Annotated in this window: 24 protein-coding genes; 20 read left to right on the top strand and 4 right to left on the bottom strand. The window is 74.0% G+C overall.

Annotated features, from left to right (window positions below; translation table 11 throughout):
* The first annotated feature begins 15 nt into the window (after positions 1-15).
* From ctaD to KIK08_RS05855, 4 genes are read left to right on the top strand one after another with little or no spacing between them, the layout of a single operon-like run.
* Positions 16-1,770: an aa3-type cytochrome oxidase subunit I gene (gene ctaD, locus KIK08_RS05840; RefSeq protein WP_214401957.1), complete on the top strand. Its 1,755-nt coding sequence runs from the start codon at positions 16-18 to the stop codon at positions 1,768-1,770.
* A complete protein-coding gene (serB, locus tag KIK08_RS05845; RefSeq protein ID WP_214401958.1) occupies positions 1,767-3,020 on the top strand; it encodes a phosphoserine phosphatase SerB in 1,254 nt (417 codons plus the stop codon). Before ctaD ends, serB begins: the two co-directional genes overlap by 4 nt.
* Positions 3,017-3,739, top strand: a complete 723-nt coding sequence (locus tag KIK08_RS05850) for a peptidyl-tRNA hydrolase (protein ID WP_214401959.1) — start codon at positions 3,017-3,019, stop codon at positions 3,737-3,739. Before serB ends, KIK08_RS05850 begins: the two co-directional genes overlap by 4 nt.
* A gap of 21 nt (positions 3,740-3,760) precedes the next feature.
* On the top strand, positions 3,761-4,939 hold the full coding sequence (locus tag KIK08_RS05855) for a winged helix DNA-binding domain-containing protein (protein WP_214401960.1): 1,179 nt from the start codon (positions 3,761-3,763) through the stop codon (positions 4,937-4,939).
* A gap of 16 nt (positions 4,940-4,955) precedes the next feature.
* Here the strand turns inward: KIK08_RS05855 and KIK08_RS05860 are convergent, their stop codons facing one another.
* Entirely contained in the window at positions 4,956-6,977 is a 2,022-nt protein-coding gene (locus KIK08_RS05860) for an ATP-dependent DNA helicase (RefSeq protein WP_214401961.1), read from the bottom strand.
* Positions 6,978-7,178: 201 nt separating this feature from the next.
* On the opposite strand from KIK08_RS05860, the gene KIK08_RS41550 reads away from it, so the two are divergent.
* Positions 7,179-8,066 (top strand): thioesterase family protein, encoded by an 888-nt coding sequence (locus KIK08_RS41550; protein ID WP_214401962.1) that lies wholly within the window; start codon positions 7,179-7,181, stop codon positions 8,064-8,066.
* A 141-nt stretch (positions 8,067-8,207) separates the two neighbouring features.
* Positions 8,208-8,594, top strand: coding sequence for a DUF397 domain-containing protein (locus KIK08_RS05870; RefSeq protein WP_214401963.1), 387 nt, complete (start codon positions 8,208-8,210; stop codon positions 8,592-8,594).
* Here the strand turns inward: KIK08_RS05870 and KIK08_RS40905 are convergent.
* The 3 genes from KIK08_RS40905 to KIK08_RS05880 form a co-directional block, all read right to left on the bottom strand.
* Positions 8,591-8,725, bottom strand: a complete 135-nt coding sequence (locus tag KIK08_RS40905) for a hypothetical protein (RefSeq protein ID WP_256446132.1) — start codon at positions 8,723-8,725, stop codon at positions 8,591-8,593. The two genes, KIK08_RS05870 and KIK08_RS40905, sit on opposite strands and share 4 nt — an antisense overlap.
* Positions 8,726-9,097: 372 nt before the next feature.
* On the bottom strand, positions 9,098-9,652 hold the full coding sequence (locus tag KIK08_RS05875; RefSeq protein WP_214401964.1) for an isochorismatase family protein: 555 nt from the start codon (positions 9,650-9,652) through the stop codon (positions 9,098-9,100).
* A 1-nt stretch (position 9,653) separates the two neighbouring features.
* Entirely contained in the window at positions 9,654-10,958 is a 1,305-nt protein-coding gene (locus tag KIK08_RS05880; protein ID WP_214401965.1) for a nicotinate phosphoribosyltransferase, read from the bottom strand.
* A gap of 65 nt (positions 10,959-11,023) precedes the next feature.
* Between KIK08_RS05880 and clpS the strand changes: the two genes are divergently transcribed.
* The 14 genes from clpS to rdgB all read left to right on the top strand — a co-directional run bounded on the left by clpS (position 11,024) and on the right by rdgB (position 20,038).
* The gene (gene clpS / locus KIK08_RS05885) at positions 11,024-11,320 is read left to right on the top strand and encodes an ATP-dependent Clp protease adapter ClpS (protein WP_214401966.1); all 297 of its coding nucleotides are present in this window, start codon (positions 11,024-11,026) and stop codon (positions 11,318-11,320) included.
* Positions 11,321-11,324: 4 nt separating this feature from the next.
* Positions 11,325-11,876 (top strand): DUF2017 domain-containing protein, encoded by a 552-nt coding sequence (locus tag KIK08_RS05890; RefSeq protein WP_308257425.1) that lies wholly within the window; start codon positions 11,325-11,327, stop codon positions 11,874-11,876.
* Entirely contained in the window at positions 11,873-12,763 is an 891-nt protein-coding gene (locus KIK08_RS41555; protein ID WP_214401968.1) for a GNAT family N-acetyltransferase, read from the top strand. Before KIK08_RS05890 ends, KIK08_RS41555 begins: the two co-directional genes overlap by 4 nt.
* 9 nt (positions 12,764-12,772) lie before the next feature.
* Positions 12,773-13,228 carry a M67 family metallopeptidase gene (locus tag KIK08_RS05900; protein WP_214401969.1) on the top strand — a complete coding sequence of 152 codons (456 nt, stop codon included), beginning with the start codon at positions 12,773-12,775 and terminating at the stop codon, positions 13,226-13,228.
* Between the two features lie 43 nt (positions 13,229-13,271).
* Complete coding sequence (locus KIK08_RS05905; protein ID WP_214401970.1) at positions 13,272-13,544, top strand: MoaD/ThiS family protein; 273 nt, start codon at positions 13,272-13,274, stop codon at positions 13,542-13,544.
* A 19-nt stretch (positions 13,545-13,563) separates the two neighbouring features.
* The gene (locus KIK08_RS05910) at positions 13,564-14,514 is read left to right on the top strand and encodes a PLP-dependent cysteine synthase family protein (RefSeq protein ID WP_214401971.1); all 951 of its coding nucleotides are present in this window, start codon (positions 13,564-13,566) and stop codon (positions 14,512-14,514) included.
* A 191-nt stretch (positions 14,515-14,705) separates the two neighbouring features.
* The gene (locus KIK08_RS05915) at positions 14,706-15,296 is read left to right on the top strand and encodes a rhomboid family intramembrane serine protease (RefSeq protein ID WP_308257426.1); all 591 of its coding nucleotides are present in this window, start codon (positions 14,706-14,708) and stop codon (positions 15,294-15,296) included.
* The gene (locus tag KIK08_RS05920) at positions 15,297-16,124 is read left to right on the top strand and encodes an MOSC domain-containing protein (RefSeq protein ID WP_308257428.1); all 828 of its coding nucleotides are present in this window, start codon (positions 15,297-15,299) and stop codon (positions 16,122-16,124) included.
* A gap of 9 nt (positions 16,125-16,133) precedes the next feature.
* Entirely contained in the window at positions 16,134-16,952 is an 819-nt protein-coding gene (gene murI, locus KIK08_RS05925; RefSeq protein WP_214401973.1) for a glutamate racemase, read from the top strand.
* A 33-nt stretch (positions 16,953-16,985) separates the two neighbouring features.
* Positions 16,986-17,351 carry a hypothetical protein gene (locus KIK08_RS05930; protein ID WP_214401974.1) on the top strand — a complete coding sequence of 122 codons (366 nt, stop codon included), beginning with the start codon at positions 16,986-16,988 and terminating at the stop codon, positions 17,349-17,351.
* Positions 17,344-17,769: a hypothetical protein gene (locus KIK08_RS05935; protein ID WP_214401975.1), complete on the top strand. Its 426-nt coding sequence runs from the start codon at positions 17,344-17,346 to the stop codon at positions 17,767-17,769. Before KIK08_RS05930 ends, KIK08_RS05935 begins: the two co-directional genes overlap by 8 nt.
* An 8-nt stretch (positions 17,770-17,777) precedes the next feature.
* On the top strand, positions 17,778-18,560 hold the full coding sequence (locus KIK08_RS05940) for an MBL fold metallo-hydrolase (protein ID WP_214401976.1): 783 nt from the start codon (positions 17,778-17,780) through the stop codon (positions 18,558-18,560).
* Between the two features lie 114 nt (positions 18,561-18,674).
* On the top strand, positions 18,675-19,445 hold the full coding sequence (gene rph / locus KIK08_RS05945; RefSeq protein WP_214401977.1) for a ribonuclease PH: 771 nt from the start codon (positions 18,675-18,677) through the stop codon (positions 19,443-19,445).
* Positions 19,442-20,038: an RdgB/HAM1 family non-canonical purine NTP pyrophosphatase gene (rdgB, locus tag KIK08_RS05950; RefSeq protein ID WP_214401978.1), complete on the top strand. Its 597-nt coding sequence runs from the start codon at positions 19,442-19,444 to the stop codon at positions 20,036-20,038. The genes rph and rdgB overlap by 4 nt, the downstream gene beginning before the upstream one ends.
* Positions 20,039-20,041 lie beyond the last annotated feature (3 nt).

Here is a 20,041-nt window from a genome sequence, read left to right on the forward strand (position 1 = left end):
AGTGCAGGAGGCTCTGTGACTGCCGTCGCCCCCAAGCCGATCGCGACGCGCCCGTACCCGGCGCGCCGTACGGCCAAGGGATCCACCTTCCTGAAGATGCTGCGGACCACGGACCCGAAGGACATCGCGATCCTTTACCTGGTCACGTCGTTCGGGTTCTTCCTGGCCGGCGGGGCGATGGCGCTGCTGATGCGCGGCGAGCTCGCGGTGCCCGGACAGCAGTTCCTGTCCAACGAGCAGTACAACCAGCTGTTCACCATGCACGGCACGATCATGCTGCTGCTCTACGCCACGCCGATCCTGTTCGGCTTCGCGAACTACATCGTGCCGCTGCAGATCGGCGCCCCGGACGTGGCGTTCCCGCGGCTGAACGCGTTCTCCTACTGGCTGTTCCTGTTCGGCGGCCTGACCGTCATGTCGGGCTTCCTGACCCCGGGCGGCGCGGCCGACTTCGGCTGGTTCGCCTACACCCCGCTGTCGGACGCGATCCGCTCGCCGGGCGCGGGCGCCGACCTGTGGATCGTCGGACTGACGGTCGGTGGTCTGGGCACGATCCTGGGTGGCGTCAACTTCATCACCACGATCGTCTGCATGCGCGCGCCCGGGATGACGATGTTCCGGATGCCGATCTTCACCTGGAACATCTTCGTCACCGCGATCCTCATCCTGATCGCGTTCCCGGTGCTCACCGCCGCGCTGCTGGGCCTGCTGGCCGACCGCCACCTCGGTGCCCACGTGTTCGACCCGGCCAACGGCGGGGTGATCCTGTGGCAGCACCTGTTCTGGTTCTTCGGCCACCCCGAGGTCTACATCGTCGCGCTGCCGTTCTTCGGCATCGTGTCGGAGATCTTCCCGGTGTTCAGCCGCAAGCCGATGTTCGGCTACAAGACCCTGATCTACGCGACGATCGCGATCGGGGCGCTGTCGATCGCGGTGTGGGCGCACCACATGTACGCCACCGGCGCGGTGCTGCTGGCGTTCTTCTCGCTGACCACGTTCCTGATCGCGGTGCCCACCGGCATCAAGTTCGTGAACTGGATCGGCACCATGTGGAAGGGCAAGCTGACCTTCGAGACCCCGATGCTGTTCTCCATCGGGTTCCTGGCCACCTTCCTGTTCGGCGGCCTGACCGGGGTCCTGCTGGCCTCGCCGCCGCTGGACTTCCACGTCTCGGACACCTACTTCGTGGTGGCCCACTTCCACTACGTGCTGTTCGGCACGATCGTGTTCGCCACCTACGCCGGCATCTACTTCTGGTTCCCGAAGATGACCGGCCGCTTCCTCGACGAGACCTGGGGCAAGGCCCACTTCTGGTTGACCTTCGTCGGGTTCCACATGACGTTCCTGGTGCAGCACTGGCTGGGCAACGAGGGCATGCCCCGCCGCTACGCCGACTACCTGCCCACCGACGACTTCACCGTGCTGAACTCGATCTCCTCGGTCGGCGCGTTCATCCTCGGTGCCTCGACGCTGCCGTTCATCTGGAACGTCTTCCGCAGCTACCGCTACGGCCGCGTGGTCACGGTGGACGACCCGTGGGGCTTCGGGAACTCGCTGGAATGGGCCACCAGCTGCCCGCCGCCGCGGCACAACTTCACCGAGCTGCCGCGGATCCGCTCCGAGCGCCCGGCGTTCGAGCTGCACTACCCGCACCTCGTGGAGCGGTTCCGCAACGAGGCGCACATCGGCGGGCACTCCGACCCGGGTGAGAAGGCCAGCCAGGCCATCGGCCCGGAGACCCAGCCGGACGGCGACCCCAAGTCCCGGTGACCGAGAGCGCTCCGAACGGCACCAGCGTCCTCATCACCGTCACCGGGCCCGACCGGCCCGGGGTGAGCTCGGTGCTCTTCGCCGCGCTCACCCGCCACGGCGTCGACCTCCTCGACGTCGAGCAGGTCGTGATCCGCGGCCAGCTGAGCCTCGGGGCGCTGGTCGTGGCCCGGCACGACCCCGAGGCCCTGCAGGAGGCGGTCGAGCAGGCGATGGCCAGCATCGCCATGACCGTGCAGACCTCGGTCATCGAGGCCGACGACGAGTCGGCGCGGCCGCTGTCCACGCACGTCGTGGTGCTCACCGGCGCGCCCATCACGGCCAAGGCGTTCGGGTCGATCGCGCAGGCGCTCGCCGACGTGGGCGCCAACATCGACGCGATCCGGCGGGTGGCCGACTACCCGGTCACCGCGCTGGAGCTGCTGGTCTCCCCGGTCCCCGGGCGCGGGTCCTCGCACTACCCGCCGGGCACCCTGCGCGCGAAGCTGGTCGAGGTCGCGCACGCGGCCGGCGTCGACGTGGCCGTCGAACGCCACGGGCTCGGCCGGCGCAGCAAGCGGCTGATCGTCTTCGACGTCGACTCCACGCTCGTGCAGGGCGAGGTCATCGAGATGCTGGCGGCCAGGGCGGGCGCCGAGGCCGAGGCCGAGGTCCGCGCGGTCACCGAGGCGGCCATGCGCGGCGAGCTCGACTTCGCCCAGTCGCTGCACCGCCGCGTCGCCGCGCTGGCCGGGCTGCCCGAGTCGGTGCTGGAGGACGTGGCCGCCGAGCTGGCGCTCACCCCGGGCGCGCGCACGACCATCCGCACCCTCAAGCGCCTCGGCTTCCGCTGCGGCGTGGTCTCCGGCGGGTTCACCCGGGTCATCACCCCGCTGGCCCGCGAGCTGCACCTGGACTTCTGCGCGGCCAACGAGCTGGAGGTCGTCGACGGCAGGCTCACCGGCCGGGTGGTCGGCGACGTCGTCGACCGCCCCGGCAAGGCCGAGGCGCTGCGCCGGTTCGCCGGGAAGTTCGGGGTGCCACTGGAGCAGTGCGTGGCCGTCGGCGACGGGGCCAACGACATCGACATGCTCACCACGGCCGGGCTGGGCATCGCGTTCAACGCCAAGCCCGCGCTGCGGGAGGTCGCCGACACGGCGCTGTCGCACCCCTACCTCGACGTGGTGCTGTTCGTCCTCGGGCTCACCCGCGAGGAGGTGGAGCGCGCCGACGAGGCCGAGGGCGTGCTGCGCCGGGTGCCCATCCCATGACCGCCGCGCTGGAGCCCGTCGCCGCGCGCTACCTGGGCGGGCCGACGACCATCCCGCCCGAACCCGACGGCATCGTCCGGGCCATGACGATGGTGCTGCGGCTGGAGCGCCCGCCGGCCGCGCGCACGCCCGTGCTGGAGGCCGCGGCCGCCGCCGCCCTCGCCGTCTGCCTCGACCCGCGCGCCCAGCCGGGCGGGGAGTGGGCCGAGCCGGTGGCGACGTGGGTGGGCAACCGCATCCGCAAGATAGCGCGCCGGGCCCGCACCGCGCACTGGACGGCCGTGCAGGAGCTGCCCGGCGTCACCTGGACCGTCGGCCCGCAGGACAACCCGGCCCAGGTCAGGGCGCTCGTTCCGGGCCCGGTCGACGAGGTGCCCCGGACCGTGTCGCGGCTGCAGATCGGCGGCACCGACCTCGACCCCGACGAGCCCGGCCCGCCCCCGCCGGGGCAGCCGGTCATCTGGCTCAACGCCGGGCTGGAGATGTCGGTGGGCAAGGCCGCCGCCCAGGTCGGGCACGCCTCCATGCTGTTCGCCGCCGCCCGCGGGCTCACCGAGGTGCCGCCGTTCGCGGTGCGCGACGCCGAGGGCGAGCGGTGGGACGCGCTGTGCGCCATGGCCCGCTCCGGGGAGGCCGTCGCCGTCCGGGACGCGGGCTTCACCGAGGTCGCCCCGGGGTCGATGACCTGCGTCGTCACCACCACCCCAGACCGGCCGTAGCCCGCCTGGCATGCTGCCCCGGTGATCCGCCGCATCGACGTCGCCGAGCGTCGGGCCCGGCTGGCGGTGCGGCAGCGGCACGTGGCCGCCGCCCGCACCGACGACGTCGTCGCGATCGCCGACGGGCTCGTCGCGCTGCACTCCAGCGACCCGGTCAGCGTCTACCTGTCGGCTGCGGCGCGGATGGTCCGGCCCGACCTGACCACGCTGGAGGCCGCGCTCTACGACGAGCGCACCCTGCTTCGCCACCACGCCATGCGCCGCACGCTGTGGGTGTTCGGGCACGCGGCGGCCCGCACCGCGCACCACGCCGCGACCGTGAAGATCGCGGCGGTGCAGCGGCGCCAACTGCTCACGATGCTGGAGGCGGGGGGCGTGGCCCGGCCGGCGGAGTGGTTCGCCGACGCCGCCGTGCAGGTCGGCGAGCTGCTCGCGGCGAGCGGTCCGCTCACCGCCCGCGAGGTGGGCGCGACGCTGCCCGGGATCGCGCTGCCGGTGCCGGTGGGCAGCGGGACGTTCGCGACCACCCAGGCCGCGCACACCCGGGTGCTGCTGGTGCTCGGCTTCCAGGGCCGCGTGCTGCGGGCCCGGCCCACCGGCTCGTGGATCAACGGCCAGTACCGCTGGGCGTCCGCGGACGCCTGGTTCCCCGACGGCTTCGACGCCGACGGCGCCGACCAGCGAGGGCACGCGGCCGAGCTGGCCCGCCGCTGGCTGCGGGTGTTCGGCCCGGGCCTGGCGACCGACCTGCAGTGGTGGGCGGGGTGGACGGTCGCGACCACGAAGCGGGCGCTCGCCGACGTCGGGGCGGTCGCCGTGGAGGTCGACGAGGGCACCGGCCACGTCCTGCCCGACGACGTCGACCCGGTGGGCCCGGTCGAACCGTCCGCGGTCCTGCTGCCCGGCCTCGACCCGTCGACGATGGGCTGGAAGAACCGCGCCTTCCACCTCGATCCCGGGCACGTGCCGGTGATGTTCGACCGCAACGGCAACGGTGGCCCCGCGGTGTGGGTGGACGGGCGCATCGCCGGCGGCTGGACCCAGCGCAAGGACGGCACGATCGCCGTGCGGATGCTCACGGACGTCGGCGTCGAAGCCACCGCCGAGATCGAGGCCCGAGCGCATGCGCTCGAAGCGCTGCTGGGCCCCGTCCGCTTCACCACCCGCTTCCCGGCCCCCTTCCAGTCCGAGCTCGCGTGACCCGGGACGGGGTGGGTCAGGTGGCGCCGCGGAGGCGGCGCAGGGCCGCGTGGACCTTGTCGCGGTCGTCGGTGGTCCAGAACGGCGGCAGGCTCGCCCGCAGGAAGGCGCCGTAGCGCGCGGTGGCCAGGCGCGGGTCGAGGATCGCCACGACGCCGCGGTCGTCCATCCCGCGCAGCAGCCGCCCGGCGCCCTGGGCCAGCAGCAGCGCGGCGTGCGTGGCCGACACCGACAGGAAGCCGTTGCCGCCGCGGGAGTCGGTGGCCCGCTGCCGGGCCGCCACCAACGGGTCGTCCGGGCGGGGGAACGGGATCCGGTCGATGATCACGCACGACAGCGACGGGCCGGGCACGTCGACCCCCTGCCACAGCGACAGGGTGCCGAACAGCGAGGTCTCCTCGTCCTCGGCGAACTTCTTGACCAGCTGCATCGTCGAGTCCTCGCCCTGGCACAGCAGCGGGGTGTCCAGCCGGCCGCGCAGCGCCTCGGTGGCCTGCTTGGCCGCCCGCATCGACGAGAACAGCCCCAGCGTGCGCCCGCCCGCCGCCTCCACCAGCCCGGCGATCTCGTCCAGGTACGACGGCGGCAGGCCGTCGCGCCCGGGCGGGGGAAGCCGCTTGGCCATGTAGAGGATGCCGCTGCGGGCGTGCGCGAACGGGGAGCCGACGTCCAGGCCCGACCACTTCGGCGCGGACGGGTCGGGCACGGGGTCGTCGCCCGCCGCGGCGACCGCGGTCGACGGCGGCAGCCCCCACTGCCGGGCCAGCGCGTCGAAGTTGCCGCCGAGCGCGAGCGTCGCCGAGGTCAGCACGATGGTCGAGCGCCCGAACAGCCGCTCGCGCAGCAGCCCGCCCACCCACAACGGGGCAGCCCGCAGCACTTTGTGCCGGGAGCCGTCGGGGCCCTGCTCGGCCAGCCAGACGACGTCGCGGCGCTTGGCCGGGTCGGGTTCGTCGAATGCGCCGAGCAGTCGCACGGCCGTGTCGGCGACCTCCTCAAGCGCCGCCTGGGCCTGCTTGCGCCCGCCCGCGGCCTCCGGGTCCTCGCGCCGCTCCCCGCCCAGCGACGCCTTGCAGGACGCGGCCGCGTCGCGCACCGCCGACAGCGCACCCACCACCGCCTTCGGCAGCGACTCCCAGCGCCCGGGCGGCAGGTCCTCCAGCACCATGCCCAGGCCCTCGCCCGCCTCCAGGAGCCGGTCGGCCACGTCCTGGTCGACGAGCTTGCCGACCCGGCGGGCGGCGGTGACCACGATGCCCGAGGTCAGCTCGGCGGTGGCCACCCCGGTGACCCGGTCGACCAGCTCGTGGGCCTCGTCGACGACCACGACGTCGTGCTCGGGCAGCACCGGGCGCCCGTCCATGGCGTCGATGGCCAGCAGGGCGTGGTTGGTGACCACGATGTCGGACTTGCCGGCCTCGCCGCGGGCCTTCTCGGCGAAGCACTCCTCGCCGACCGGGCAGCGCGCCGCGCCGAGGCACTCCCGCGCGGTGACGCTCACCTGCCGCCAGGTGGCGTCGGTGACACCGGGGACGAGCTCGTCGCGGTCGCCGGTCTCGGTGGTGTCGGCCCACTCGTGCAGCCGCTTGACCGCCCGGCCCATCGCCGAGATCGCGAACGGGTCGAACAGCTCGTCGGCGGGGTCGACGTCGTCGGGGCCGTGCAGCTTGTTGAGGCAGAGGTAGTTGCGCCTGCCCTTGAGGATGGCGAACGTCGGAGCCCGCCCGAGCAGCGGTTTGAGGGCCTTGGCCAGGCGGGGCAGGTCGCGGTCGACCAGCTGGCGCTGCAGCGCGATGGTCGCGGTGGAGATCACCACCGTCTTGCCCTTGGTCACCGCGTGGTGGATGGCGGGCACCAGGTAGGCCAGCGACTTGCCGGTCCCGGTGCCGGCCTGCACGGCGACGTGCTCGCCGGTGGCGATGGCCGAGCGGACGGCCTGGGCCATCGCGTCCTGGCCCTCGCGCCGCGTCCCGCCCACCGCCTCGACCGCCGCTTCCAGGAGTTCGGCGACGCCGGGGAGCTGGGTCGTGGGAGGCACCGGGCGAGGCTACCGGGACGCCCGCGCGGCCCGGGTCGGAACGCCGGGATCGCGGTGCGCGTCCGTCCGGTGTCACCCGGATGGCCAGCAGGTGACGGCCGCGTGACCTGCGCTTTCCGTGGGACGGGTAGCAGGTTCACCCGTGTGATCCGCGGCGGGGGCCCTTGTCAACACCCGTTCGAGGGACGCCATCATGACGCCGTGACGTCCACGCAGCTCCGTCCCGCTCCGGCCGCCGCGTACCCCGTGCGGATCGAGCACGAGGCCCGCTACAGCGACCTCGACCCCAGCCGTCGCATCGGCCGCGACGCGCTCGTGCGCTGGTTCGAGGACGCCCGGGTCGCCGTCGAGCGCGACGCCTTCGGCGCCGATCTGGTCACGCGCATGCGCAGCGAGGTCCGGCTGCTGCTGGCGTCCGTGCGGGTGGAGGTGCTGGCGCCGCTGCGGGTCACCGGCCGCTACCGGATCGCGGTGGGGGTCACCCGCATCGGCACGTCCTCGTTCAGCTACGCCTACGGCGTCTTCGCCGGCGACGAGTGCGTGGCCACCGGCGAGTCGACGAGCGTGCACGTCGTGCGCGGCGAGTCGGCCCCGCTGCCCGACGAGATCCGCGCCGCACTGTCCGCCCTGCGGATGCCCGGGCCCGAGCCGGTGCGCCCGGAGCGCTCCCCGGCGCTGCTGGTCCGCGAGAACTACCCGTTCCGCCTCGACGTCCGCACCCGCTTCGGCGACCTGGACACCAACCGCCACGTCAACAACGTCGCGCTCGCCGGCTGGTACCTCGACGGGCTCGCCGAGCTGCACCTGGACGTGCTCGGCTACCCGACCGGCGGCCCGCTGGACGGCCTGTCGCCCAGCTCGCTGCGCGTCGACTACCTCGCCCAGGTGCACTACCCGGGCATCCACCAGCTGCGGGTCGGCGTGCTGGAGCTCGACGAGACGTCGGTGCGCTACGCGTGCGGGCTGTTCGACGGCCCCCGCTGCATCGGGCTGGCCGAGGCGCTCGGCGCGCACCACGCCCCCGGCGAGGACGGCGACCCGGTCGAGCTGGCGCGCGGCTTCGAGCCGTTCCGGATGCGGGGCCTCTGACCCGATCCGGGTCCGGGCGCACCGGATCGGGTGCGGTGCGGGGCCGACGGGACGGGCCGTCCGCGGGTCTACCATCCGCACACCCCGGCCGCTCCCCGCGTCGCCGGTGGTCCCGTCCGGAGCGTTCCCCAGGAGTGCCGCATGCCCGATGCCGCCGTGCCCGCCGCCGACCGTCCCGCGTGGCGGACGTCCAGCCACAGCGCGGGCGGTGCCTGCGTCGAGGTGGCCCCCGGCCCGCGCGGGGTCCTCGTGCGCGACAGCAAGGACCGCGGCCTCGGCCCGATGCTGCAGCTCGACCACACCGCCTGGCGGGAGCTGCTGGCCGCGGCGGCGTCGCGGCGCACCGGCGCGGTCGGCGGGCTGCGGATCGCCCAGGGCGTGCGCCGCACCCTGCACGCCGGGGCCCAGGTCGTCACGTTCTGGCACGTCAGCATGGCCGGGCTGACGCTGCACTACACCGACGCGGAGTGGGCGGCGTTCGCACTGGGCGTCCGGGAGGGCGAGTTCGAGTTCGCCCCGGCCGTCTAGTCCGGTCGGCGCCGCAGGCCTTCCGGGGTGAAGGCGAACTGCTCGGCGAACGGGCCGTCGTCGGTGCGCACGGCCAGCAGCACGGGCTCCGCCAGGCCGGAGTCCGGCCGGTTCCACAGGTGGAAGGTCACCAGGGGCTGGCTCCGGGTCGGTCGCCGCGTAGCAGAGCGCCTTCGGCCACTCCGGGTGCGTCCCGCCGGACAGCAGCGACGGCTCCCCGAACGCGGCCTGCACGTCGGACCACGTGCGGTCCAGGGCGGTGAGCTCCGCGATCCCGTCGCGCAGCGCCCGGTACTCCTCGCCGTCGAGCTGCGGGGCCGGCAGCTCGTGGAGGAACGCGCCGACCACCCCGAGCGGGGTGAAGGCGCCCTGCTCGGACCAGCGTTGCCGCTGCTCGGACAGCAGCCCCGGTCGTGCGAGCCGTACATCCCGGGTCGGCGCAGGACGTCGCCGAGGCGCCACAGCACGTGAGCGTGGATCTCGGCTGACGTCGGAGCGCCGCCCTACCGGACGGTGACGGCGGCGGCCCGCAGCTGCTCCAGGGCGCGCTCGGTGGTCTCCGGGGCGACGCCCGCGCACAAGTCCAGCAGGACGGTCGTGGCGAAGCCGGCCGCCGCGGCGTCCAGGGCGGTGGCCCGGACGCAGTGGTCGGTGGCGATGCCGACCACGTCCACGGCGTCGACGCCGCGCCCGCGCAGCCAGTCGACCAGCCGGGCCCCGTGCGGCTCGGCGCCCTCGAAGCCCGAGTAGGCGGCCTCGTACTCGCCCTTGCTGAACACCGCCTCGATGCGGGCCACGTCCAGCTCCGGGTGGAACGACGCCCCGGGCGTCCCGACGCGGCAGTGCGGCGGCCACGAGTCGACGAAGTCGGGGGTGTCGGAGAAGTGGGCGCCCGGGTCGACGTGGTGGTCGCGGGTGGCGACCACGTGGTCCCAGGGGCCGTCGGCGACGCGCAGCCGCTCGGAGATGGCGGCCGCGACGGCGGCGCCCCCGGTGACGGCGAGCGAGCCGCCCTCGCAGAAGTCGTTCTGCACGTCGACGACGATCAGCGCGCGCATGTCAGCTCATCCCCTCGAACACGGTGGGCAGGGCGGGTTCGCCGCGGGAGAGCTTGAGCCCCTCCCACGGCACGGACACCAGCGCGGCGCGCAGCCGCTGCCGGGACTGCTCCAGGGTCTCCACGCCGGGGACGGTCTTGCCGCCGCGGACCAGCGGCACCGGCATCACCCGGTCGTGCGGGCCGAGCTCGACCGGGGTGGCGGCGGGGTGCACGACCTCCTCGATCGCGGTGCCGGTGGGCTTGTAGCGGCGCACCGCCGACTTGCGCCCGCCCCGGGACTCCTTCGACGCGCTGCGCTTGGCCACCGGCCGCCCGTCGACCTCGACCAGCTTGTAGACCATGCCCGCGGTCGGCGCGCCCGAGCCGGTGACGACGGACGTGCCGACGCCGTAGGAGTCGACGGGTTCGGCGCGCAGCGAGGCGATCGCGTACTCGTCGAGGTCACCCGACAGCACGATCCGGGTCTTCGTGGCGCCGAGGCCGTCGAGCTGCTCGCGGGCCTGGCGGGCCAGCTCGCCCAGGTCGCCGGAGTCGATCCGCACGGCGCCCAGCTCGGGCCCCGCGGCCTGCACGGCCAGCTCGATGCCGCGGCGGATGTCGTAGGTGTCGACCAGCAGCGTCGTGCCCGGTCCCAGCGCCGCGACCTGGCTGCGGAACGCGCTCAGCTCGTCGTCGTGCAGCAGGGTGAACGCGTGCGCCGCGGTGCCGGCGGTGGGGATGCCGTGGCGGCGTTCGGCCTCCAGGTTGGACGTGGCGGAGAACCCGGCCAGGTAGGCGGCCCGCGCCGAGGCCACGGCGGCCGCCTCGTGGGTGCGCCGCGAGCCCATCTCGATCAGCGGCCGGCCGCCGGCCGCGGTGACCATGCGGGCCGCGGCGGAGGCGATCGCGCTGTCGTGGTTGAGGATCGACAGCGCCAGCGTCTCCAGCACGACGGCGTCGACGAAGGTGCCGGTGACGGTGAGGATCGGCGAGCCGGGGAAGTACAGCTCGCCCTCGGGGTAGCCGTCGATGTCGCCGGAGAAGCGGTAATCGCCCAGCCAACGCAAGGTGTCCGGGTCGACGACGTCGGCCAGCGCGGCCAGCTCCTCGGAGCCGAACTGGAACCGCTCGATCGACTCGAGCAGCCGCGCGGTGCCGGCCACCACGCCGTAGCGGCGGCCCTCCGGCAGGCGGCGGGCGAACACCTCGAAGGCGCAGTGGCGCGACGCGGTACCGTCCGCCAGCGCCGCGGCGAGCATCGTCAGCTCGTAGCGGTCGGTGAGCAGAGCGGTGCTGACCCCCGCGGAGGACGGACTTCCGGTCATGGCCGGAAGCCTAGAGGTGGCATGCACCGTGCAGATGGGATGTACCGGGTGTCACCATGGAGGGCATGACCGTGCCGCAGTCGACCCCCACCACCGTGGTGGATCCGGACGTGGATGAGGCCGGCTCCACCGATGTGCCATGGCAGGCGATCGTCTGGAACGACCCCGTCAACCTCATGTCCTACGTCACGTACGTGCTGCAGAAGATCTTCGGCTACCCGGAGCCGAAGGCCACCGCGCTGATGCTCGACGTGCACCACAAGGGCAGGGCGGCGGTGTCGGCCGGCGACAAGGACAAGATCGAGGGCGATGTGGCCAAGCTGCACGCCGCCGGCCTCTGGGCCACGATGCAGAAGGTGTGAGCGGGTGAACGGCTGGAAGCGCGCTGGCCGCGGGTCGCGGGTCCGCCTCGTGACGACGCTGGAGGCCCAGGAGGCGGCGGTGCTGCGCGGGCTGGTCGGCGAGATCCGCCGGATGCTGGCCGGGCGCAACGAGGAGAACCCGGCCGACGAGCTCGCCGTGCTCACCGGCATGCGCACCGGCCCGTCGACCAAGCCCGACGACCACGTCCTGGCCCGGCTGCTGCCCGACTTCAGCACCGACGACGAGGACCTCTCCGCCGGCATGCGCTCGCTGCACGAGCCCGAGCTGATCGACGCGAAGGACGGCGCCGCCCAGGTCGTCGAGCAGACGCTGCCCGAGACCGGCGGCCGCATCGAGCTCAGCCCCGAGCAGGCCGACGCCTGGCTGGCCTCGCTCAACGACGTGCGCCTCGCGCTGGGCACCGCGCTCGACGTCAGCGAGGAGATGCCCGACGAGCTCCCGCCGGACGACCCGCGCACCGCCCACCTCGGCGTCTACCACTGGCTGACGTTCGTGCAGGACGCGCTGGTCCAGGCCCGCATGCAGGTCAGGTGAGGGAGCCCGCGAGCGAACCGTCGACGCGGCGCGGGACCGACCTGCCGGAGCTGCTGCGCGGGCTCGACCCGCACCTGCGCGAGGGCGTGTACGTGTTCGCCACCGTCCCGGCCGGCACCGTCCTGGACGTCGCGCCGGTGGCCACGATGGTCGAGGACGAGGGCACGACGGTCGTCGTCGCCGAGGCCGACGCGCGGCGGCTGGGCCTGACCGCCGAGTACCGCTGCGCGTGGATCACCCTGCGGGTGGCGTCGTCGCTGGCCGCGGTCGGCATGCTGGCCCGGGTGACCGCGGCGCTGGCCCGGCGCGGCATCAGCGTCAACCCGGTGGCCGGCTTCCACCACGACCACCTGTTCGTGCCGCACGAGCGGGCCGCCGACGCGATGGCCGCGCTCGACGAACTGCGCGCCGGCTCCCGGCGGATCGTCGTCGGCGACCACGAGATCGACGACGACCCCACCCGGATCGACCGCGACGTGGTCTGGCGGTACCTGTCGACCGAGGCCTACTGGGGCCGCTGGCGCACGCGCGCGGACGTCGAGTTCCACCTCGACGAGGCGTTCCTGCTGCTCGGGGTCTACCACCGGGGCTCGGGGGAGATGGTCGGGTTCGCCCGCGGCACCGGCGACGGGCTGTCCTTCGGCTACCTGGCCGACGTGTTCGTGCTCGACTCCGCGCGCGGCGCCGGGCTGGGCAAGGCGCTGGTGGAGGCCGTCGTGCGGACCGACCCGCGGATCCGCTGGGTGCTGTTCACCGCCGACGCGCACGGCATGTACCGGCGGTACGGCTTCGCCGAGCCGGACGCCACGGCGATGGTCCGCCCCCCGGACGCGCCGACGGGTGTGAACCCGCCCGCAGACGTGCAGGGACCGGCCACGGGCCCGTAGGCTGGGCCGGTGCTGGTGATCCGAGCTGATCTCGTCGACGAGATCGTCGCCCATGCCCGTCGGGACCACCCCGACGAGGCGTGCGGGGTCATCGCCGGGCCGGAGGGCTCCGACCGCCCCGAGCGGTTCATCCCGATGGTCAACGCCGCGCGCTCGCCGACGTTCTACGAGTTCGACTCCGGCGACCTGCTGCGCCTCTACCGCGACATGGAGTCCCGCGACGAGGTGCCGGTGGTCATCTACCACTCGCACACCGCCACCGAGGCCTACCCGTCGCGCACCGACATCTCCTACGCCTCCGAGCCGGAGGCGCACTACGTGCTCGTGTCGACCCGCGAGCCCGACTCGCACGAGTTCCGGTCGTTCCGCATCGTGGACGGCGTGGTCACCGAGGAAGACGTGGACGTCGTCGAGAGTTACATGTTCGCGCACACCGGTGCCGACGACGTCCCCGATCACGACTGATCGCGCCTCGCACCACCCGACCGACCCCTCCTGGAGCACCCGCATGGCCGTGACCGTGTCCATCCCCACCATCCTGCGCACCCACACCGGCGGCGAGAAGAGCGTCGAGGCCAAGGGCAGCACCGTCGGCGAGGTGATCGACGACCTGGAGTCGCGGCACAGCGGCATCGCCGGGCGGCTGATCACCGACGGGTCGCTGCACCGGTTCGTCAACATCTACGTCGACGACGAGGACATCCGGTTCGCCGGCGGCCTGCAGGCCCCGGTCGGGGAGAACTCGAACGTCACCATCCTGCCCGCCGTCGCGGGCGGCTGATACCGCGGGAGAGGGGCCCATGGCCCGGTACGACTCGCTGCTGCAGGCGGTCGGCGACACCCCGCTGGTCGGCCTGCCGTCGCTGTCGCCCGCCGAGAACGTGCGGCTGTGGGCGAAGCTGGAGGACCGCAACCCGACCGGCTCCATCAAGGACCGGCCGGCCCTGGCCATGGTCGAGAAGGCCGAGGCCGACGGCCTGCTCACGCCGGGCTGCACGGTCCTGGAGCCGACCTCGGGCAACACCGGCATCTCGCTGGCCATGGCCTGCAAGCTCAAGGGCTACCGGCTGGTCTGCGTGATGCCGGAGAACACCTCGGTGGAGCGGCGCCAGCTGCTGCGGATGTACGGCGCGGAGATCATCTCCTCGCCGGCCGCCGGCGGGTCGAACCAGGCCGTGGCCATGGCCAAGAAGCTGGCCGCGGAGAACGCCGACTGGGTAATGCTCTACCAGTACGGCAACCCGGCCAACGCCGACGCGCACTACCGCACCACCGGCCCGGAGATCCTGCGCGACCTGCCCGGCATCACCCACTTCGTCGCCGGGCTGGGCACCACCGGCACGCTCGTGGGCACCGGCCGCTACCTGCGCGAGCACAAGCCCGACGTGCAGGTCGTGGCGGCCGAGCCGCGCTACGGCGAGCTGGTCTACGGCCTGCGCAACCTCGACGAGGGCTTCGTCCCCGAGCTGTACGACCCCGACGTGCTCACCGCGCGGTACTCGGTGGGCTCCCGCGACGCGCTGCGCCGCACCCGCCAGCTGGTCGACCAGGAGGGGATCTTCGCCGGGATCTCCACCGGCGGCATCCTGCACGCCGCGCTGGCGGTGGCGGAGAAGGCGGCCGGGGCGGGGGAGAGCGCGGAGATCGTGCTGGTCGTCTGCGACGGCGGCTGGAAGTACCTGTCCACGGGCGCCTACTCCGGCGAGCTCGACGAGGCCGTCGAGGGCATCGAGGGCCACCTCTGGGCCTGACCCCGGCCGAGGTCCCGCTGGAAGCGCCGCCGGAGTGGCACGAGAGTGGCTCTCGTCCAACCCCGCTGCACGAGAGTGGCTCCCGTCCGACCCGGCGGCGCGAGCGTGGCCCTTCGTTCTCGACGGAGTCGGGGCTGGTGCGTACGGTGGATTACATGGTTGCGCCCGCGTCTCGCCGGTCCCTCGCCCGCGTGATACCGGCGCAGCCGGTCCTCGCCGCGGTCACCATGCTCGCGTTCACCGCGGTGCTCTACCTGAGCGAAGCGCTCGACCAGTTCACCCCGCTCGACCTCGACGACGACGGCATCCGCCCGTGGTCGCTCGACGGGCTCGACGGCATCCTCTGGGCGCCGCTGCTGCACGGCGGCTGGGGCCACCTGATCTCCAACACGGTGCCGTTCCTGGTCTTCGGCTTCCTGGCCATGGCCGGTGGCATCCGCCAGTGGCTGGCGGTCACCGCGATCGTCTGGCTGGTCGGCGGCGTCGGAGTGTGGCTCACCGGGGGCAGCCCGCTGACCAGCCACATCGGTGCCTCCGGGGTGATCTTCGGGTGGCTCGCCTTCCTGCTCGCGCGCGGGTTCTTCGCGCGCAGCGGGCGCCAGATCGCGCTGGCCGCGGTGCTGCTGTTCGTCTGGGGCGGTCTGCTGTGGGGCGTGCTGCCCGGTGCGCCCGACGTGTCCTGGCAGGCGCACCTGTTCGGCGCGCTGGCCGGCATCCTGGCCGCCCGCGTCGTCGCCCGCCCGTCCCGGCGCGAGCCGCGGCCGCTGCCCGGCGCGTTCTGAGTGGCCGAGCACGTTCCCGGCGCGGTCGGGACGGCGCTGGCGCTGCGCCGCTACCCGGTCAAGTCGATGCTCGGCGAGGATCTCGACGAGGTCGAGCTGGGCGCCGCCGGGGTGGACGGCGACCGCGTCCTCGCCCTGATCGACCCGACGACCGGGCGGGTCGCCACCGCGAAGCACCCGCGGCTGTGGCGGGCGCTGCTGCAGTGCTCGGCGGCCCGCAACGGCGCCGGCGTCCGGATCACGCTGCCCGACGGGCGCACCGTCGCCGCCCACGACGACGGTGCCGACCGGGCCCTGTCCGACGCACTGGGCCGGGAGGTGCGGGTGGCCGCGGCCCGGCCCGAGGGCGCCGAGGTGGAGCGGCCCGACCCGGAGGACGTGCTCGAGCACGGCGTCGAGGCCGAGGTGCCGTTCGCGACCCTGGAGATCGCCCAGGGCACGCCCGGCGGCACGTTCGTCGACTACGCCCCCGTGCACCTGATCACCACGGCCACCCTCGACCACATCGGCGCCGAGGCGCTGCGGTACCGGCCGAACCTGGTCGTCGGCACGCCCGACGGGACGCCGTTCGCGGAGAACGACTGGGTCGGGCGCGAGATCGCGGTCGGCGACGTCCTGCTGCGCGGCACCCTGCCCACCCCGCGGTGCTCGGTCCCGACCCTGGAGCACGGCGACCTGCCCCGCGCACCGCACGCCGTCCGCACCCCGATGGCCGAGAACCGCATCGAGGTCCCCGGGTTCGGGGTGCTGCCCTGCGCGGGGCTGTACGCCGAGGTGCTGGTGGGCGGGACGGTCCGGGTCGGCGACCCGGTCACCCTGCGCGTCTAGGGTGGCGGCGTGAGCCTCGACGCCCCGATCGGCATCTTCGACTCCGGGGTCGGCGGTCTCACCGTGGCCCGCGCGGTCATCGACCAGCTCCCCGCGGAGCGGATCGTCTACGTCGGCGACACCGCGCACAGCCCGTACGGACCGCTGCCCATCGCCGAGATCCGCCGCCACACCCTGGCCATCGGCGACGAGCTGATGGAGCGCGGGGTCAAGGCGCTGGTCGTGGCCTGCAACAGCGCTGCGGCGGCGTGCCTGCCCGACGTCCGCGAGCGCTACCCGGTCCCGGTCGTCGAGGTCGTGCGGCCCGCGGTGCGCCGGGCCGTGGCGGCCACCCGCAACGGCCGGATCGGGGTCATCGGCACGGTGGCGACGATCACGTCCGGGGCCTACCAGGACTCCTTCGCCGCCGCCCGCGACACCGAGATCACCGCGGTCGCCTGCCCCCGGTTCGTCGACTTCGTCGAGCGCGGGATGACCAGCGGGCGCCAGGTGCTCGGGCTCGCGCAGGGCTACCTGGAGCCGCTGCAGCGGGCCGGCGTCGACACGGTCGTGCTGGGCTGCACGCACTACCCGCTGCTGAGCGCGGTCCTGCAGATCGTCCTCGGGCCGGAGGTCACGCTGGTCTCCAGCGCCGACGAGACCGCGAAGGACCTGGTGCGCGTGCTGATGGCCGCCGACCTCCTGCGCGACCCGGAGGGCCCGCCGCCGGCGCCGCACGAGTTCCTGGCCACCGGCGACCCCGAGCCCTTCGGCCGGCTCGGCCGCCGCTTCCTCGGCCCGGAGATCCGCTCGGTGGCCCCGCTGAGCAGTGCCGTCCCGACCGGCTGAGGGCGGCCCACCGGGTTTCGGTAGCGTCGGGGGGTGTTCGACGCGCTGGTCATCGTGACGCTGGTGGCGACGGGCGCGCTCGCCGTCTTCGGGCTGGTCGAGACCGCCCGCAACCGCCCGCCCGGCAAGCCGCTGGCCTACGCCGTGTACGCCACGGTGGCGCTGCTCGTCGTACAGGCCGCGATCGCCGCCGTACGGGTCTTCGGCGGCGTCCAGGTGCCGGAGACCACCACGTTCCTGATCTACCTGCTGGTCTCGGTGTGCGTGCTGCCCATCGCCCTGCAGTGGGCCAACGCCGACCCGAACCGGTGGGGCGGGGCGATCGTCGCCGCCGGTGCCGTGGGCGTGGCCGTGGCCGTGCTGCGGCTGCAGGGGATGTGGGCGGTGGCCGGTGCCTGAGCCCGACGAGCGCCGCGCCGCGCCGCCGAAGGCCACCGCCACCGGCCCCGGCCGGGTGCTGATCGCCGTCTACGGGATCTTCGCCCTGTCCGCGACGGCCCGCGCCGGCGTGCAGATCGCCGGCCGGTTCTCCGAGGCCCCGGTGGCCTACCTGCTCTCCGGGTTCGCCGGTCTGGTCTACATCCTGGCCACGCTCGGCCTGGCCGGCAGCGGCCCGGCCGCGCGCAGGCTGGCGTGGGTCGCGGTGGGCATCGAAATGGTCGGCGTGCTGGTCGTCGGCACGATCACCGCGTTCGTGCCCGGCGAGTTCGGGCCCGACGACACGGTGTGGTCGGTCTACGGCCGGGGTTACGGGTTTATCCCCCTCATCCTCCCGATGATCGGCTTGTGGTGGTTGCGGAGGACGCGCGCGCGTTAGCGTGCGGCATGGAGCTGATCGTCCTGGGCTGTGCGGGCAGCGGCCCCGGCCCGACCTCGCCGGCCTCCGGCTACCTCGTGCGGGCCGGCGCCACGACCGTCGCGCTCGACATGGGCAACGGCACCTTCGGCCCCCTGCAACGCCACCTCGACCCGTTCGAGCTCGACGCGGTGGCGTTCTCCCACCTGCACCCCGACCACTGCGCGGACTTCACCGCACTGGCCGTGCACCGGCGCTACCACCCGTACAAGCCCTACGACCCGGCCGTCCGGCGGCTGCCGGTGCTGGCGCCGGAGGAGGCACCCGAGCGGTTCGCCGCGGCCTACGCGCCGTCGGCGCAGGAGCGCGCCGAGACCGACATGACCGACGTGTTCGCCTTCACCCCGCTCTCCGACGGCGCGAGCACCGCGGTCGGCGACGTCGGCGTCGAGGCCCGCGTCGTCGACCACCTGTGCGAGGCCTACGCGCTGCGCCTGGAGCACGCCGGGCGCAGCCTCGTCTACAGCGGCGACACCGGCCCGTGCGACGCGCTCGTCGAGCTGGCCCGGGACGCCGACGTCCTGCTCGCCGAGGCGACCTGGCCGCACACCGGCGTCTGGGACGAGCCGCCGCCCGGCGTGCACCTGTCGGGCCGCCAGGCCGGGGAGCACGCGTCGAAGGCGGGCGTCGGCCGGCTGCTGATCACCCACGTGGCCGCCTGGTTCGACCGGGAGGCGATCCTGGCCGAGGCGCGGGCCGCGTTCGACGGCCCGGTGGAGCTGGTCGAGGCGGACCGCGCGTATCTGATCTGATCAGCTCGTCCGCGCGGGAGGCTCGCGACGGTCTCGTCGGGGACGACACCCGGACGTCGCCGCCGTGGCTCATCCGATCGGAAACCCGCTGGCGGGCGTGCCTAGACTCGCCCGGTGAGCACCGACCAGGCACCCCGACCAGACGCCCGGAAAGACGGCAGGAAAGACGACGAGCTGCGCCCGGTGAAGATCACCCGCGGCTTCCAGAAGCACCCCGCAGGCTCGGTGCTCGTCGAGTTCGGTGACACGAAGGTCCTGTGCGCGGCCAGCGCCACCGAGGGCGTGCCGCGCTGGCGCAAGGGCTCCGGGCTGGGCTGGCTGACCGCCGAGTACGCGATGCTGCCCTCGGCCACGAACACCCGCAGCGACCGCGAGTCGGTCAAGGGCCGCGTCGGCGGCCGCACCCACGAGATCAGCCGGCTGATCGGGCGCTCGCTGCGCGCCTGCATCGACCTGGCCGCACTCGGCGAGAACACCATCGCCCTGGACTGCGACGTGCTGCAGGCCGACGGAGGCACCCGCACCGCCGCCATCACCGGCGCCTTCGTGGCCCTCGCCGACGCCGTCACCTACCTTGGCGCGCACGGCAGGCTCGCCGACCCGAAGCCGCTGTCCTGCCGGGTCGCCGCGGTCAGCGTCGGCGTCGTCGACGGGCGGGTCCGCCTCGACCTGCCCTACGAGGAGGACTCGCGCGCCGAGGTCGACACCAACGTCGTCGCCACCGACACCGGCACCCTCATCGAGGTGCAGGGCACCGGCGAAGGCGCCACGTTCACCCGCCGCACCCTCGACGCCATGCTCGACAGCGCGCTGGTCGGCATCCGGCAGCTCTCCGAGCTGCAGGCCGCCGCCCTGGCCGAGCCCTACCCCGGAGAGCTGCCGTGAAGCTGCTGCTGGCCTCCCGCAACGCCGGCAAGATCGCCGAGCTGGACCGCATCGTCGCCGCCGCCGAGCTGGCCAACCTGCAGATCCTCGGCCTGCGCGACGTGCCCGACTACCCCGACGCCCCCGAGACCGGGGCGACCTTCGGGGAGAACGCCCTGGCCAAGGCCCGCGACGCCGTGGCGGCCACCGGGCTGGCCGCCGTCGCCGACGACTCCGGCCTCGCGATCGACGCCCTCAACGGCATGCCCGGCGTGCTCTCCGCGCGCTGGTCCGGCCGCCACGGCGACGACGCGGCCAACCTGCGCCTCGTCCTGGGCCAGCTCGGCGACGTCCCCGACGAGCGGCGCGGCGCGGCGTTCGTCTGCGCGGCGGCCCTCGTCGTCCCCGGCCGCCCCGACGTCGTGGTGCACGGGGAGTGGCGGGGGCGGATCATCCGCGAGCCGCGCGGGACCAACGGCTTCGGCTACGACCCGATCTTCGTCCCGGAGGGGGAGGAGCGGACCTCCGCGCAGCTGAGCGCGCAGGAGAAGGACGCCGACTCCCACCGCGGCCGCGCCCTGCGCGCCCTCCTGCCCCACCTCCGCGCCCTCTAGCCC

The organism is Pseudonocardia lacus (assembly GCF_018531445.1).
Lineage (GTDB): Bacteria > Actinomycetota > Actinomycetes > Mycobacteriales > Pseudonocardiaceae > Pseudonocardia > Pseudonocardia lacus.

Excerpts from the sequence above, each read along its gene's own strand:
- KIK08_RS05905 (WP_214401970.1), top strand. The coding sequence starts at position 13,272 with ATGGCCGTGACCGTGTCCATCCCCACCATCCTGCGCACCCACACCGGC.
- KIK08_RS05910 (WP_214401971.1), top strand. The coding sequence starts at position 13,564 with ATGGCCCGGTACGACTCGCTGCTGCAGGCGGTCGGCGACACCCCGCTG.
- KIK08_RS05850 (WP_214401959.1), top strand. The coding sequence starts at position 3,017 with ATGACCGCCGCGCTGGAGCCCGTCGCCGCGCGCTACCTGGGCGGGCCG.
- KIK08_RS05880 (WP_214401965.1), bottom strand. The coding sequence starts at position 10,958 with ATGACCGGAAGTCCGTCCTCCGCGGGGGTCAGCACCGCTCTGCTCACC.
- KIK08_RS05940 (WP_214401976.1), top strand. The coding sequence starts at position 17,778 with ATGGAGCTGATCGTCCTGGGCTGTGCGGGCAGCGGCCCCGGCCCGACC.
- KIK08_RS05870 (WP_214401963.1), top strand. The coding sequence starts at position 8,208 with ATGCCCGATGCCGCCGTGCCCGCCGCCGACCGTCCCGCGTGGCGGACG.
- KIK08_RS05875 (WP_214401964.1), bottom strand. The coding sequence starts at position 9,652 with ATGCGCGCGCTGATCGTCGTCGACGTGCAGAACGACTTCTGCGAGGGC.
- clpS (WP_214401966.1), top strand. The coding sequence starts at position 11,024 with ATGACCGTGCCGCAGTCGACCCCCACCACCGTGGTGGATCCGGACGTG.